8 protein-coding genes are annotated in these 16505 nt (G+C 67.0%); 1 reads left to right on the top strand and 7 read right to left on the bottom strand.

Annotated elements, in window-relative coordinates:
* Positions 1–63: 63 nt before the first annotated feature.
* The 7 genes from ACFU74_RS00580 to ACFU74_RS00550 all read right to left on the bottom strand — a co-directional run bounded on the left by ACFU74_RS00580 (position 64) and on the right by ACFU74_RS00550 (position 14996).
* Entirely contained in the window at positions 64–936 is an 873-nt protein-coding gene (locus ACFU74_RS00580) for a hypothetical protein (RefSeq protein WP_380749461.1), read from the bottom strand.
* A gap of 120 nt (positions 937–1056) precedes the next feature.
* Positions 1057–2250, bottom strand: coding sequence for a DUF3696 domain-containing protein (locus tag ACFU74_RS00575; RefSeq protein ID WP_380749458.1), 1194 nt, complete (start codon positions 2248–2250; stop codon positions 1057–1059).
* Entirely contained in the window at positions 2247–3692 is a 1446-nt protein-coding gene (locus tag ACFU74_RS00570) for a DUF262 domain-containing protein (protein WP_380749455.1), read from the bottom strand. The genes ACFU74_RS00575 and ACFU74_RS00570 overlap by 4 nt, the downstream gene beginning before the upstream one ends.
* 114 nt (positions 3693–3806) lie before the next feature.
* On the bottom strand, positions 3807–9341 hold the full coding sequence (locus ACFU74_RS00565; RefSeq protein WP_380749452.1) for a class I SAM-dependent DNA methyltransferase: 5535 nt from the start codon (positions 9339–9341) through the stop codon (positions 3807–3809).
* A 1-nt stretch (position 9342) separates the two neighbouring features.
* Complete coding sequence (locus ACFU74_RS00560; RefSeq protein WP_380749668.1) at positions 9343–12357, bottom strand: SNF2-related protein; 3015 nt, start codon at positions 12355–12357, stop codon at positions 9343–9345.
* 122 nt (positions 12358–12479) lie between these two features.
* Positions 12480–13604 carry a serine/threonine-protein kinase gene (locus ACFU74_RS00555; protein ID WP_380749449.1) on the bottom strand — a complete coding sequence of 375 codons (1125 nt, stop codon included), beginning with the start codon at positions 13602–13604 and terminating at the stop codon, positions 12480–12482.
* A gap of 270 nt (positions 13605–13874) precedes the next feature.
* Positions 13875–14996 carry a Fic family protein gene (locus ACFU74_RS00550; protein WP_380749665.1) on the bottom strand — a complete coding sequence of 374 codons (1122 nt, stop codon included), beginning with the start codon at positions 14994–14996 and terminating at the stop codon, positions 13875–13877.
* Between the two features lie 83 nt (positions 14997–15079).
* Here ACFU74_RS00550 and ACFU74_RS00545 point away from each other — a divergent pair, with 83 nt between their 5' ends.
* Positions 15080–16336, top strand: coding sequence for a tyrosine-type recombinase/integrase (locus ACFU74_RS00545; protein ID WP_380749446.1), 1257 nt, complete (start codon positions 15080–15082; stop codon positions 16334–16336).
* Positions 16337–16505 lie beyond the last annotated feature (169 nt).

Genomic DNA, 16505 nt, shown 5'->3' with positions numbered 1-16505 from the left:
CAGGCCGATAGTGCCTGTTCACCCCCTACGGTAGCGGGGCGGCCGATCGGCTCCGGGTCCGGATCACACGCCGCGTTTCCGCCCGACATACGCGATGCGCAGAGTGCTCTCCTCGTGGACCAACCGAAAGTGCAGGCGGCCAGGCTTTGGCAAGAACTCACAGTGCCAGTCAAACAGCCGGCTCTCGCCGTCGAGGTCGGGAAACCAGCACAGGCGCCGTCTGGCCTCGAACTCGGTGCGGACATAAGAACGCCACTGGGGTGAGACGGGCTGCCGCACCGGGTCCCACTCACCGACCGCATCCTGAAGTTCCCCCAGCCGCTCGCCTACCGGCCGCACCCACACCTCTGGTAGTTCGGCGAAGTTCTGCTCCGCCAGCGGGAGGAACTGGAGGAGAGGGAAGAGCTCCGACCGGCGGGCCCACAGCTCAGCGCCGGACCGCATGCCCTCGACGGCTTTCTGCCGGACGGTGTCGGTGCCACGCCGGATCCACGGCAGGTGGGCCGTGACGTGTTCGCGAGTGGCCGCGTGCGGGATCTCGACCTCGGTGAGCGCGGAGCCGCCGTCCTCGTCGTCGAGGAGTTCCTCCCGGACGAGGGTCAGCTGCTCGGCATTCCAGCGTGGCTCGACCGGCAGCGAGACGCCGAGGCCGCCCGTCAGGTGGGCGGCTCCGAGCCCCTCGACCGCCTCCCCGTCATGCCGGTACTCGACGTCGGAGTGGGTCTCCCCTTCCGGGAATGCCTCCCGGTATGGCCACTTGGTCTGGAGGATCGCCAGCCGCTGCCACAGGTCCCTGGTTCCCGGCGTGCCGATCCACTTGCCGATGGCATGTCCATGGGCGAGCTGCAACGTGTTGACCGGCTCCCGGGAAACCAACAGAGTCCCCGCTCGGTCCTCCTTTGCCACCGCGAGGACGGCCCTGACCATTTCGGTCATGGCGTGATTGACCCGCTGTGGGTCCGCTGTCGTTTCACAGGACTTTTCGTTCAGGAACAGCTGTGGCACCTCTCCCCCTCCGCGATGCTGTGCGTCTTGCCCCGCCTCCTACAGCAGGTGTCAGCCAATGAGCTGGTCGAGCGTGTTCTCCAACTCGTCGAAGAAGCCTGCCGGCCACTGGTCAAGCATTCCGTCCGTGTCGATCTGCGGGCTGACGACGTCCACGCCGGTGCCGTCGCCGCGGAAGTAGTGGAGTGCCAACTGCCCGGGGGCGAGCTGTCCCTGTTTGACGGCGAGCCGCACACCGTTGATGACGTGGTCGCTGTGGGTCTCCATGACCACCTGCGCGCCCTGCGCGGCCGCCGCGGCGGCGAGCGCTGCCATCCGGGTCTGCCCCTGGGGGTGCAAGTGCGCCTCCGGATTCTCCAGGAGAACCAGGGAGCCGAGGCGGGCGGTAAGGCAGGCCACGACGATCGGCAGGACGTAGGTAAGGCCGAAGCCGACGTTGGTGGGGCGACGGCGCCGGGTGGGGCCGAGTGTTCCCTGGAACCCGTACGAGAGGCGTACGGCGTCCGCGCCTTCGATGGCGTGTGCCTGGATGTCCACTCCCGGGCACAAGTCGCCCATCCAGGCGGCGACCTGGTCGAGCAGGAGGTCGGATTCGGCACCCGGATGGCGCAACAGGCCCTCGGGGACCTCGTCCCGGGCGTCGTGGCGGTGGCGGAGGAAGTTGACGGTGTGCTCACCCCGGACACCCAGGAAGCCGCGGCCGATGGCCGCATAGTGGTCGCGCGGGTAGAACTCGGCGGGCGAGATCCGGTCGGCGTGCAGGTACTGGAAGGGGGCGGTGAGGAACGACGGGGCCACTGCCTCCGGCCCGGCTGGCCGATCGCGCCCCTCTGAGGTGAACGGCAGGTCAACGTCGAGCAGCGGCAGCAGGTTCTGCTCTGGGTCGTACTCAACCGTCCAGCCGTAGCGGTGCGGCCCTTCGTCGACGGCGAGGCCGATCCGGGCCTCGTCCTCCGCGAAGTCCTCGTGCAGCACGTCCTCTCCGGTGCCGAGACCCACGAGTTCGCCGTTGAGCAGGAATCCCTGATTCGCGACGCCGAGACGGAGTCCGCCCCATCGCGCTTCGGGTTGGTACTCGGAGGCCGCGAGGCCGCCTGCTTCATACGACTGGCGCAGCAGCGCGAGGGCTTGAAGCACGCTGCTCTTACCAGACGAGTTCAGCCCCGTCAGGAGCGTGAGCGGGCCGAGGGGCAGCGCCGCGTCGCGGAACGCCTTGAAGTTGTGCAGCGTCAGCCGATCGATCACTGTGCAGATACCCCCCGGAACAGCCGTGCCACGTGCTGGAACCTTGTACGGACCTTCTTCGGGTCCCCGGTGCTGATGGAGATCGACCGGTCGAAGTCCCAGTCCTTCATTAGCTCGACGAACCTGTCGAGCATCGTCTCCCGAAACGCTACCAGTCTGTCCCGTTCGTGATCGTCGAGTAGCGCGAGATTGACGGCGACTGTCTCGAACAACGCCATGTTGATCGGAGAACGGCCTGATCCGACGTGCCACTTGCGAAACGCCTGCTCTCCGAACAGATCCCTCGCGCACCGCATAGCCACGCGGAACTCCCGTGCCAACTGCGCCCGCCGGTCCTCGGTGAGGGCGTTGACCCGGTACATCGCGTCGACGAGGAATCGGTCGAAATCCTTCCGAGTGTGGCTGGCTGGGTTCGACAGGCGGAAGGCAAGGAAGCGCAGCACCATCTCCCGGTCGGCCATCCGCTCGTTGGACACGCTCCACCCGGTGGCCTCACCGAACGACGGGTCCTCCGCCAGGTCGGCGAGGAACGCCCGGACCGGCCCTCGCACCAGCGCGTGCCGCAGCTCTTGCGGCTTCAGCGGCAGACCACCGGTGTTGATCCGGGAGAAGACGTTGTACTTGACGGCCTCCGGGGTGCCTTGCTGGATGAGGTGGACCACGAGCTGGGTCTCGCGCAGCCGAATCTTCAGACGCCCGGTCAGGTCTTGATAGCTCCTGCCATGAAAGTCGGTGAGGTAGTCGAGGCCCCGGAGGGTCAGCGGGCCTAGGTCGGTGACGTCGGGTGCGATGAACCGGGCGATGGCGGTGAGCCGCTGGACGCCGTCCACCACAGCCCACCTGTCCTCGTCATCTTGGGCCATGTGGAAATTGGAGATCGGAATGCGTAGCAGCAGCGACTCGATGAGGCGGCTCTGCATGACGTCGCTCCAGATCCCGGCCCGGCGCTGGAAGTCCGGCGCCAGGTCGATCATGCCCTCCCGCAACCGGGACAGCAGAAGGTCCACGGTGGTGGTCTCCGTGTGGATCTTGATGCTGTCAGGCCGGAATGGGGCGGAGATGCCGTCCCCGTCGCTGTAGGGGCCGTCCTCCTCCTCGTCCTCACCGGAGGTGAGCTCCAGCTCGACCCCGGTCGGCCGGCCGTCGGACCCGATTTCCAAGGGGGGGCCCAGCGACAGGAAGAGCGCGTCCTGCTCTCCAGCGACGTCCTCCGGGACCGCGTACCGTTGGAATCCCACCGACCGGTTCCGTCCGATGGCGCGGCCACCTCCGCTGTCCTCCAGTCCCGCCATGGTCCCCGTCGCCCTCCGCCGCTGTCTGATGCCGTTCCTGGCAAGCCTATAGACGGCATCGTGACCTGTCAGCGCGACCGGTCCAACCAGCGACAACCGCTTTGCCGACACGCGGCCGAGCGCCCCCACGTCCGGGACTTCAAGGATCAAATAAGCCCCGAACTCTCCCTCTCCCCGCCACATGGAACGACTTCGTCTCCTATGCCGCCCGGGGGCTGCCCCTCACGCCCCGCACCGGATCCGTCCGGTGCGGGGCACTGTCGTTCACTGAGTCGGTGGCGTCCACATCCCCTTATCACCAGCCTCCTGAAGCCGCGCGGAGAAGTGCGCGTGTGCTGCGCGCATCTCCTTCTCCCGGTCGGCCTTGTAAAAGGGCGCGGTGTATCCCTCGGGAGGCTCGGTCCGCTCCTTCTTCTGGAAGGCGAGGAGCTGCTCGTAGTGCTCCCTGGCCTGGCCGTGACCGTGGGCGTACGGGTCCCGCGCCAGCTGCCGGCCCCTGGCGTCAAACCACATCTGCGACTCACGGTCCGCCAGGATCGCGTATCGGGCCTTGTGGATGGCGATGAGCTCGTCCGCGCTCATCCCCAGCCACACTGCCACCAGGGCATCGATCTCCACGAGCGCGGCACGACGCTCGTACTCGGTGCGGAGGGGCGTGCCGTACTCCCAAGCCTTCTTGATGCCACTGGCCAGCGGCGCAAGGCGAGGCCACTCCACCGCCCAGCCCTCGCAGCCGGACCAGGTCTCGTCATAAAGCTCGGCCCAGAGAGGCGCATACGCCTTGGTGAGGCAGTTGAGCCGAAGGGTTCGCAGGAGAAGAGGACCGGCGAGGAGGTGAGAGGGGTCGGCGTAGGGCATAGCAAAGGCTTCGGCGACACGCAGGTGCGAACGGCCAGTGATGCGAAGCAGGTAGTCGAATGCCAGTGACGCCCAGAAGCCCGCATTCAAGGCGGTGGTCCGGTTATCTGCCAAGGCCATCGAGCTGACGGCGTCCATATGTGCCGGACCAGGTGGGATGAGCGCCGGAAATAGACTTCGCTCCGTATTAAAGGGAATCATGACCCGCCATGCCAGGCGATAAAACTTGGTATAAGGCCGAAAGAGCCACAGCCGTTGACGCAGCAAATCTCGCTGCTCGCCCTCACCTAGTTTTAGCTCATCCTCTGTCAGAATGTCGCTGCGACCCGCCCAATCCTCGGCGCTCGGCTGCCAGTCAGCTTGAAGCCGCGATCGGTCCAGCCAGCGATCCTGTTCACCTTCATATCTCTTCAGTGAGCATGCCTCTGGACGGACGTAGTTCGTCCGTGGCACAGCGTCCGCCGAAAGAGCCGTCAGGTCGAAACTCGTCCAGTCGTGATTACCTCGGCATGGCACCTTCGGCTGCTTACTAAAAGGGGTGGCAATTCCAAGGTGAGGACCCTGGAGAATCACTTCCGAGAAATCATCGGGTGCACTCGTATCCCAGCGATAGATCCCAAGCTTCTTCGTCGCCAAGTTCTCAAACATACCGATTGTAATTCTTGGCTCATGGGAACCCAATCGATCATCCACGCCCGACAGAGCGGTGATGGCACCCTGCTCATCCGTAGTCGCAGGATAAAGCAGGACCGATTGCTGGGGTGGAACGTTCAGTTGGCCGGTCAAGCGCCTCCACTCCGAGAGCACTTCTTCGTCGACCTCGACTACACGTGCCCGATGCGGCCGGAGATCCCATGCTCCGTCGCGTCGCATCCCTGGAACCTCGCCGGTTCCATCGTGACCGAGGGACGCTACGAGCGGTTCCACACCGTAAAGACGACTGAGATTGCTGAATCGGATGGCGTCCTGCGGGGTGCCGTAGATATGGACACCGAACTCTGTATTCCTGCTCGCCTCGAACGCCCAGTTGCCTACGTTAACGAAACCCGCATGCAGACGCAGGTGCCGATAAGCCTCTTCACGGAGCCTCCTCTCTTTGACACCGCCGAAGTGCGTATCCGGATGAACCAGTCCAGCTGCCCCGCCCTTTCCAAGGTGCCCCCACACCTGACACATGAACCCTCGATACAGGTCCGGCCGAGTACCCGCAATCAGCGGGTAGGTCACTGACTCGCTCAAGAACGTAGCCATGCCAACTGTCGCGGCCAAATCGGCGAAATACGACGCGTACCGAGACATTTCTGCCAGTGCTGCGTCCTTGCGCTCCCGCCACTGCTCCCCCGACGGCTTATCGCTCAGCTCGAACCATGGGTCGAACTCAGCCAGCACCGTGGCCTCATCCCAATCCGGCCGTACCCACGGGGGGTTCCCTACCTGGAGGTCGAACCCGCCTCTCGGGCCACGGAACACGTGCGCGAAGTGCAGCTCCCAGTGGAAGAAGCCGTGGCCGTCTTCCGCCTTTATGTCCTTCTCCGTCGTGCCAGCGATGTCCTCTACCGTGTTCAGCCACGGGTAGCGGAACGGCAGCAGCCGCGCCGGTTCCATGCCGAGGAAGCCGTCCAGGCGGTCCTCCACATCGGCCAACAGCTCCAGAGCATCGTCAGGACTGAGGTCCTCGATACCCGAGAGCAACGAGTTCTCGGGCATGTCGACTTTACCGAGGACCTTCTCCAAGAAGTCCAGCCAGTCGCCGAAGCTCTGAAGCGGGATGGTCTTACGCTCCTGCTGCCTGCCGCCGGCCCTACGCTCCGACGAGCTCCGCCTGGACTCGGTCACCAGGCCCGCGCCCAGTTCCTCCTGCTCGCCATCCGGGTCGTCGAACAGCCCGATCACCTGCCACCGCTGGTCCCGAGAAGCGGGGCCAGTCGGCTCCACCAGCTCCTCGGTGGCAACTGCCACGCGCGCCCCGCCCAGCAACCCCAGTACCGACGACTCGTCGACGAGCGTGCCCCCCGCCCCGTACACCGGGTCCGTACCATCCAGTTCGCCGACCTTGTCCAGCGGCCAGAACCACAGCGCGCACCATGCGTCCATCACGGTCTTCAACCGCCAGTACGGCGTACCGTACCGTGTCAAGTCATCGAGGACCTTCTGCTTGTCCGCTGCCTCCGACGACTGCTCCAGCCAGTCCGCGCCCCATACGTCGATGCGGCGCGCGACCGTCCGCTCGGAGAGTTCCAGCCGGGTGGCGACCAGCGACCACAGGAACTCGGCGCGCCGGGCGACACCCTGCAACCGACCCAACTCGGTCTTCTCCGCCGCCTTACGCCACCTGTCGTAGCGCTTCTGCCGCGCCTCGTCGGTCTCGCCGCCTCGCTCCTGAAACGGCTTCGGCCCCTTCGGCGCCTTCTGCACTCCCTTGCGCCACGTGCCGAGCGCCTTCGCCGCGTCCCCCGCGAGCTTCTTCGCCTCTGGCTCCCCCGCAACCGCACCCCAACCGATCGCAGGCAGCAGGAACTGGTGCACCGCGCCCTCGGGCAGTGGGCCCTCCCGGAACGGCAAGTCAGTCGGCGGCAGAGTGTTCTTCTTCGCGAGCCACTGGCCGTCCGTCAGGACGTCGGCCTTATAGATCTTCCGGCCCGCGCCGATGAGCGAGTTGCCGCGCCGCAAGTGCAGGCCGAACCAGGGGGCCCGCATGCCCGGGTGCATGGAGTTGAGCCAGAGGGAAACTTCCGCCAGCTCCACTGCCGTGGCGTTTAGGTCGACCCCGTAGGCGTTGTGCAGGGCGATGTACGCCTTGGCCTTCTGGAGTTCGACCTGGCGCAGCTCGGGGTCCACCCGGCGACCCAGCTCGTGCTCGCGCCGCCTCAGATACTCGGCAGCCACCTGGTCGATAGCCTCGTTGAGGAACGCGCCCGAGCCGAGAGCCGGCTCGCAGATCTTCCACTCCAGGAGTTCCCTGGCTGGGGTGACGGTGTCATGCTGATCAAGCCGGTACTTGAGGGCCAGTTCGACCGTGACCTCGGTAAGGGACTTCGGCGTGTAGTACGAGGCGGAGGTCTGGCGGTCGCGGCTGGCCAGGCGGTAGACGAACGTGCCCTTACGGTGGACTACTCGCTCCGGGCGGCCGGTCTCGGGATTCGTCCGCAGGACGAAGGCATCGTCCTGGTAGTCCTGGATGCGTGAGGCAGGGATCATCCAGCTGCCGCCCGAAGGGTCGCCGCCCTTGGCGACCTCATACAGCTCCTCCTCGGCGATAAAGCCGGTGTAGGACATCAGGCCCTCGTACACCGCGCCGAGCTGGTTGATGCCAAGCTGGGCGTACGAGATGAACCCACCGCGCTCCTTGCCGCGGCCCTTGGTGAGCATCAGGCGGCGCAGCACCTTGTGCAGAGTCTCGTTGCGCAACCGGGTGTCCAGGAACGGGCGGCGCCGCTCACCGTCGCCGCCCCGGTACACCGGGTTCTCGATCTGGTCGTCCGAGATGAGCCGGACGGCCTCCTTGGTGAACAACTCGGAGCGCAGGGCCTCGAAGCGCAGGCCGGCACTCGTACTGCGGGCGGCGGCACGGCGCATGCGGTCGGCCTCGCGGACGCGCTCGGTGTGCTCGGTCTGCGTGATGGCACCGGCGACGAGCAGCCTGGCGGCCTCGTTCTCCGCCTCGGTTGCCTCACGGGCGGCAGCCTCGGCTGCCAGGTCCTCGGGCTCGCTGCCGTAGCGGCGGTGACCGTTCTCGACCTTGTTGAAGAGCAGGTCCAGTGACTCGTAGAGGTGGAAACCACGCCGGGAGCGCTCGCCGACGAGGTCACGCAAGACGAGGTCGCCTAGGCGCTGGAGACCGTAGCCTTGCTCGTACTCCGGGTAGTCAGAGGGCAGGATGCCGAGAGCGGGGCTGGCCTCGGCGTACAGGAGGAAAAGAATCCGGTACAGGTAGCGCAGGGACTCTCGGCTGAGTTCCTTGGCCAAGCGGGCCGGGTCGTCCAGGTCGGCTGCGGTGACGCCGTTCTGCGGTTCGCGCAGACGGTCCAGGACCTCGTTGGCGATCCACTCGACGCTCAGGCGCAGGCCCTCGCGTAGTTCGGTGGAGACTCCGACGGCGTGCTTGCCAGACTTGTCGAGGAATCCGGCGAGCGGCGCCGTGCCCCCCTCAGCAGGGACGCGCAGCGAGTCGGCGCCGAAGAGTGCGGCCAGCGTGTCGAGTTCGCCGCCATGGCGGTCGTCGCGGCGGTTGAGGGCCGCATCGAGGTCTGCAGCCAGGTAGCGGCCCTCGTGCCAGGCGAGGCGGTCGGCGAGGACGATGACGCCGCCGACGAGCAGGATGACGTAGCGCGGGGGTGTGTCGCAGGCGAAGAGGAAGTCGGTGAGGGCCTTGGCGTCTTCGAGGGTTGCCGACGCTTCCAGGTTCACGGGGTGGAGCAGGCGGCCTGCCCCGTCCGGGTCGAGAGCGGCGTCGGACTGGGTGGTCCAGCCGCAGGAGACGGCGTACAGGCCGGGTTCGGCGTGGGTGGCCTGGAAGGTGTACTCGTGGTCGGCACGATGGACGATGACGGTTTGTTCGTGGGCAGCGGTGTAGCCGAGGGCATGCAGGGTGTCCAGATGAAGTTCGGTGACCCGCTTCTGCCAGCCCGTAGGGACGAGCGCGTCGGGCCCGGCGAGCGCTTCCGCGTCCTGGGAGAGCGCTGCGCGGCCCGCGAAGTAAGGACCGTGCAGGGCGCGCAGTCCCTCGCGGGGAGTTCGGACGCGCGGAGGCACGGAGTCGGGACCAAGACCCTGGCGTCGTGCCTCCGCGAGCGCGTCGGCGTAGCGGCGGCGTTCCTCCTCCTCGAACGCGGCCCAGCGGGCAAGGAGGCCGTCCTTGGCCTTGAGATCCTTGGGGAGAACCTCGGCAAGGTAGTGGGCCGAGAGGTAGTCGCCGTGGTTGACCAGCGAGTCGTACGTCACGTCAGTTCTCCGTCTGAGCGTCGGACGGGTGAGCGTCGGATGCGAAGGGCTCGCCCGAGAAGCCGGCGTCGTCGTCGGCGCCGGGGGTGTCCGGGTCGCCGGGGCGGTCGAGGACGGCTAGGACACGCAGCAGCGGGCGGCCTGTGGTGTGCAGCTGCTCCAGAAGCCGGGCCAATTCGTCGGCGGTCTCCTCGACGAGACGTTCGCGGCGACCAGTGATGCCGGGCAGCAGGGAGTCAGTACGCCACTGGGCGAGATGGTCGCGGTAGGTGGCGAGGGGACCGCTGATCTGCTCCTCCCACCGGGCCCTTCCGGCATCCAAGTGGTGGCGGGCTGCGGCGACAGCAGCCGGGACGAGGGCCTGGAGCCGGTTCAGGTCACGTGGCTCGCCGGTGCGGGCGAGCCTCGGGCCGACCTTCGCGTCGCGCAGCGCGTCCGCCATGGGGCGCACCTCAGGCGTCCCGGTGCCGTCGGCGCCGAGCCCAGTCACGGCCATCCAGCGCACCACGGTGGGGCGGCCGAGGGCGTTGGAATGGATGCCCTGTACGAGGAAGACCGGTCCGTCGACGTGGGGCGTGGTGATGACCGGGGCCTCCTGCAGGCCGAACTCGACGAGGACCTTGTCCGTCAGCCACTCCACAACCGGGTGGATGTCTGTGAGAAAGGAGACCTCTGGCCAGATAGTGGTGCTGCTGTCCCTGGCCTCGGTGAGCTTCCGTTGCGCGAGGGGCCGGTCGAAGGTAACCAGCATCCGCTCGGCGACACGCTGCTCCTTCAGGTAGGAGGGCGGCAGGGCCTTGAGACGGTGGAGCAGGTCGGGGGCCATAGTCGGGGAAAGTGAGAAGTACGTGCCGCCCTTGGCATCGGTACCGGTCGACAAGCCGATGAGGTCCTCGGCGCGCTCCTTGTAGACCTCGTTGAGAGCGGTGTCGACGAAGTCGGCCGTGTCTCCTTCGAAGAGGGAGATCAGCTCGGCGCGTGCGGGCAGGTCCTGCTCGGTGATCGTGTCCACCTGGCCGAACAGGTCGGCGAGGGCGGTGTCATCGGTCGGAGCGGGCTCCAGGAAATCCTCGACTGTGCCGCCCCGGACCAGTTCTCTGATGAGTCGCCGCTCCTCCTCCTCGGCCCGATAGAAACCGGACACGGCCTCGGCTGTGCCGTCCAGCTTGTGCGCCTCCTCCTCCCGACGGAGCAGCTTCTCGGCAACCGTACGGTCGTCCATGGCGCCGGGGACAGCCGAGGTGAGGATCAGCGCCCGGAACTGGGGCTCGTACTTCTGCCCGTATCGGTCGATACGGCCGTTGCGCTGCTCAATGCGGATCAGCGACCAGGGGATGTCGTAGTGGATCAGGTGGTGGCACTGACGGTGCAGGTTGACACCCTCGGAGGCGACGTCGCCGGTGAAGAGCAGCCGGACCGGCGTATCGGCGAGGCCGAACGCCTCCAGGATCTTGGCCTGTTCGTCATCGCTGAGGCCGCCGTGCATGACAGTGACGGCCTTCGTCGTGCCGTCGGCCCCAACCGGAAAGCCCAGACGGGCAGGGACCACCTCGGCCAGCCACTTGAGGGTGCGGACGCGTTCGGAGAAGACCACGGCCCGGGTGGCGGAATGGGGCCCCACTCCGATCTCCTTCAGCTGCTCGACGAGAGCGTCGAGTTTGGCGGAGTCACCGGGTGCAGTGCCATCGCCCATGCCCGCGATGATCTCCCGTAGCCTGCCGAGGGCCCGCTGCTCCGGGGCGATGGCCGGATCGGGCCTGAGCCCCTTCTCCTCGGCCTTGCGGACCCGCTCACCGAGCGTCGCGATGCGATTGATGACCGTCTCATCGAGGGCCACATGGGAGGAGAGGAAGGTCTTGAGCAGGTTATAGGCGAAGAGCTGCTCGGTGGCGACTGAGATGCGGTCCTGGTCCGCCGTGCCGAACTCCGTACTCGTCAGCGAGGCGGGAAGCCAGTGCTCGGCCAGCTCAGTGAAAATCCGCTCCTCCGCCTCGGTGGCGGAGCAGTGAAGGGAGACGGTGGGGCCGCGGTCGGGCCACTCCGCGCCCATCTCGTCCCGCACCTCGGGGCTGATCTTGGTCCGTCTGATGTAGAGGTGGCCGAGGTCCTCCGCCGGATCGTAGTGGTCACGGTCGGCGATGGCGGCCGGGTCGAGGAGGGAGATCAGGTCCGCGAAGGAGCGCTTGTCGCCGTTGTGTGGGGTCGCGCTCGCAAGCAGCAGGGCGTCCGTGCGCGGGGCGAGGATCTCGGCTAGGGCACGGCGCTGGCTGCCGGGGTTGATCAGATTGTGGGACTCATCGATGACGACGGCGTCCCAACGGATGCGCTCCAGGTGGTGACGGTACTGGCCGATGTTCTTGAGCGTGTCCACGGAGATGATCACGCGTTTGTAGTGCGTGAATGGGTTCCGACCCGCCGGGATCTCCCGCTGGACGCGCTGGATGCCGAGCGAGTCGAGCCGCACGAGCGGGATCGAGAAACGGGTCCACAGCTCGTGCTGGAACTGCTCCAAGATGCTCTGCGGAGTCACGACCAGGATGCGCTCGCCGCGGCCGCGGCGGATGAGCTCCGCGAGGGTCAGACCGATCTCCAGCGTCTTGCCGAGACCCACGACGTCGGCGATCAGGACCCGCGGGCGAAGGTTGCGCATGGACAAGGCGAGCTCGGCGGGGCGCTGCTGGTAGACGAGCGGGTCCAGCAGGAAGCCGTCGGCGAGGGCCAGACCCCGCTCCGACTGGGGCAGCGGCGTCTTACGCAGGACGGCTTCGAGGAACAGGCGGCTGCGCCGGAAGTACGAGGAGGTGTCGGGGACGAGGCAGGTCTTCTCCGGGTCTAGCAGCTCCACCGTGTCGATCCCGCTGAAGAAGACCGCTTCCTCGTCCCGAACGAACTCGGAGACGCCGACCGCCTCGATCTTCTCCCCGTCGTGGTCGGTCATGGTGGTGTTGCGGACCAGCCATTCCTCGTCCCGTACGAGGATCTGCGCCCCCGGCGGGAACCGGGTCCCGTCCTGCATCGCCTTCTGTTCGGTCACCCTCGGTCCCTTCGTCTTCCCGTTCCCCGTGCGGTCCTGCGACCGCAAGTCTGTCACGGAGGCGGAGGAGGCCGTGCGGGCTTCGGCAAGCGAACCGGAGCACCTCAGAAGCGTGCCTCGCGGGCGTACGCGGCGCGGATCTGCTCGGCGATCCGCAGGGGTGCCAAGGGGCGGACGCTGGTGGCCCTGCCGTTTCGGGGCGGGGTTCCGTCCTTTCCGGGGAGGATGTCCCGCGGGTCAGAGGGACCGGCGCTCCAGGATTCCTCGCCAGGTTCGTCGTCGACGGCGTGCTGCCCAGCCCTGGCCGGTACCAACGCGCCCACCTGCTCATCATCCTCCACGGCCGCCGGGTCGACGGCCGTGGGCGTGTAAGCGGGAACGCCACCTCCGGGAGCGAACTCGACGGCGGGTGCGGGAAGCTGGGGCACGATGATCTCAGGCGTCAGGTCGGTCAGGCGGCGCTTGGCCTGGAGGGCGGTCAGGCCCTGGCCGTGGATGACCCGCACAAGCCGCTCGATGACCTCAGGCAGAGTCGGCCGGACACTGGGGTCCAACGCAAGCATGTCCGTGATCAGGGGCCCGAGCTCCTGTGGAAGGCCGGCCAGGTCAGGAGGAGTGGCGGGGTCCTCGATCTTCAGAGCGACGGCCTGCCAGGTCGGCCCCTCGTACGGATAGTGACCAGTCGCAGCGAACAGCAGCACCGCGCCCAGCGCGTAGACGTCGGCCGGCCGGTCCAACTGATGCTCGCCTCGGGCCTGCTCCGGCGGCATGCACAACACGCTGCCGACGACGAAGCCGGTAGCCGTCAGGGTGGTGCGGCGCTCAGCGAGCACGGCGAGACCAAAGTCGATGACTTTGGGACCGTACTCGGAGAGCAAAATGTTCTGCGGCTTCAGATCCCGGTGGAGCAGCCCCGCGTCGTGCACCGTGCCAAGGCCCTCGGCAAGCAGCGCCCCGAGGCTGGCGGTCTCGGCGAGCGGGAGAGGGCCGTACTCGGTCACAAAGGTGCGCAAATCCGGTCCGGGGACGTACTCCACGGCGAGCCAGGGTTGATCAGCGTCTGCGTCGGCACCCACGAAGGCCGCGACGAACGGCCCGTACACAGTGCGCAGGTTCTCCACTTCGGAGATGAATCGGGCACGGGTGTCTTCGTCGAGAACCGAGGGCTTGATGACCTTTACGGCGGCCTGATGGCCAGCCGCGGACTCGCCGAGAAACACCTGCCCCATGCCGCCGGCTCCAATCCGGCAGACGAGGGCAAAACCCCCGATCTCCTTCGGGTCCCCGTCCCTCAGTGGCTCCACGGTGCTACGCCTCCCCCTTGTGGCCCGTGCGCGCCGCTCTGGACATGAACCACCCTGGACCGCAATCAGTCTATGCAAGGTTCGGGCTCCACGTGCGCTGCTGGCCGCCCCTCAGGAACCCGCTGCTACCGAATCCGTCCGTCCTCGCGTCGAGGACGCCACGAATACGCGGCCCGCCTGAGCGGCCCTCCACAGCTACGCGTACGGGTCGCGTAGCGGTCGGGGATCACGGACTCCGCGGGTGATCTTCTCGGGCAGGTCCGGGCCGGCGGTGTAGTAGCGGCCCTGGGCCTCGCCCTTGGCGGTGAGCCAACCGGCGCGGACGAGTTCGCGGATGTCGCGTTGGGCCTGCTGTTCGCTGAGTTCGGCGTCGGCCTGGTAGGTGGCGCGGCGCAGGCGGTTGCCCATGGCGGCGGGGTAGAGGGCGTAGAGCATGCGGTCGGGCCAGCCGCGCTGCTCGACGGCTTCGTCGAGGGCGGTCCAGACCTCGCGGGTGGTGTTCACCTGGCGCTCGACGCTCTGGGCCTGCTGGTGGTGGGCGCGCAGGCAGAACCGAATCCAGGACAGGGTGTCGCGGTCGGGAGTCCAGACGGGGCCACCGACGTCGGCGAGGATGTCGTAGTAGCGGTAGGTGTTGCGGGCCCTGCCGAGCCATTCCTCGATGCTGGAGAACTCCGGCGCCATGATCCCTTCGCGGGCCAGGACCAGGGTGTGCAGGGCGCGGGACATCCGCCCATTGCCGTCCGACCACGGGTGGATCGCCACCAGGTTCAGGTGCGCCATCGAGGCCCGCACCAGTCCCGGAGCGTTCGGGTCGCCCTCGTTAAGCCACTCGACCAGTTCGCCAGTCAGTGCTGCCAGCTGCTGGGCATCAGGGGCGGTGTAGGCGGCGATGGTCGGGTCTTCGGCAGAGGTGACGTACACCGGCCCGGTGCGCCACCAGCCGGGCCGTTTGATCAGGTGGTGGCCTTGCATCATGAAGTGCAGCGAGTTGAGCAGGCCCTTGCTGTAGGCGAAGTCGTCGCCCGCTTCAGCGAGGCGCTGGATGTAGGTCATCGCCTGCCGATAGCCCTCGATCTCGGCCGTGACGGTGTCGTTCGCATCGATCGGCGCTTCGCCGACCATGATGTCCTCGACGTCCGACACGCTCGCGGCGTAGCCCTCGATCGTGTTCGATCCGGCGATTGCCCGCGCCGTGAGATTACGCCGCAGCTGCCCCTCCCAGCGACGTGAAGTGCGCAGATGGAGACGCAGCCGGTTGCGCATCTCGTCAATCTCCGCGAGGACGGACTGGTCGATGTCCTGCAGCAATGGCACAGCGTAGAGCATGAAGCAATGACACCATGACGGCATCAAACAAGCAAGCGGAACCGGCGCAACCATGGTGCATGAGTACTTCAATGCATCCCTGGGAATCAGTCGCCCCGGATCCGTTCAGCGAGATCACCACCGCCGACCTTCCGGCTCCGCCGAGCGCCCTGCGCTCGCAATACCGCACTCCACCGCTCACCAGCCCCCGCCCGCCGGCCGCCCAGGCCACCCCAGCCCAGACACAGGCCTGGGCCAGCTTCCTGGCAGGAGCTGTCCACAATGGGCTCGACCCGACACTGGTCACCCAATGGCTGACCATCCTGGCCGACGCCACCGGCAGCCCTGTCCTCCCGTCTCTGGCCTCCATGCCGTTGGGTGACTACGTCAACCTCCGCCTCCCGGTCATCCTGACCGGCCTGGAAACCACCACGCACGCCCCCTACCTCGCCGGCTGGCACCTGCGGATCGAGCCCGAGCTCGGGCGGCTCCCCCTCCGCCTGATCACCACCGCTCTCATCACTGCGGCAGTTCTCGGCTGGATCGCCGATGGCTGCAGCCGCTCCACGATCAAGAACACCCTCGCCATGCTCTCCCGCATCTTCGAGCAGGCCATCGTGGACGGCATCCTCGAACACAACCCCGCCCACATCACCGGCTGGCAGCGCGAATACCAGCAAGTCGAAGACGAACTGCGGGATCCCCGCTCCCTCGCCCTGCGTGACTGGGACGCCCTCACCGAACTCGCCGATGCCCTGGTCGCGGCCTCATACAACCGCTATCGCGGATGGGGTGATGTCGTTGTCCACAGTGCCTGCACGGCCACAAGGATCGGCGAGGTCTCCGGAGTCCGGGCCCGCGACGTCGATACCGACAAGTGGCTCCTGACCTGCCGCCGCCAGACCACCCCCGCCCCCGGCGGCCTGGTCGACAAGCACACCAAGGGTAGGGTCGCCCGCCTCATCCCGATCATCGAACCATTGCGCCCACTCATCATCAGGCGACTCCAAGCGACGCGAGGCGACCCGGACGCCCGCCTCTACACCGGCCCGCGCGGCGGTCGCATCAGCACCGCCGTCCTACGCGACGCCACCCACTGGGACGACGTCACCCGAGACCTCGGCTACGAACACCTGCGCCGCCACGACCTTCGCCACACCGGCCTGACCTGGATGGCCGACGCCGGCATCCTCCCGCACGTCCTCAAGGAAATCGCAGGCCACCGGCTCATCACCACCACCCAGCGCTACTTCCACCCCGACGTGCTCCGGATCCTGGAAGCCGGCCGAGCCCTCACTCATCACCTCGAGAAACTCCAACGCGACGGCCAGATCACCCGCCGCTGGTAACACACCGTAACTGTCATCGCCTCGAACTGGCCGCTGACAAGTCGCTCCGATGTTGCCCGAGTCACGCCACGGCAAGCAACAGGCGCCAGAAAGGCCTTAGAAACGCCCCGATATGAACCAGTTTGACCCACTTGACCCGCGACCGGCGCACTTGACCGAAGGTCAAGTG

This window comes from Kitasatospora sp. NPDC057500, from assembly GCF_042802195.1.
Taxonomy (GTDB): domain Bacteria; phylum Actinomycetota; class Actinomycetes; order Streptomycetales; family Streptomycetaceae; genus Kitasatospora.
This window is presented reverse-complemented; position numbering and strand designations above follow the sequence as displayed.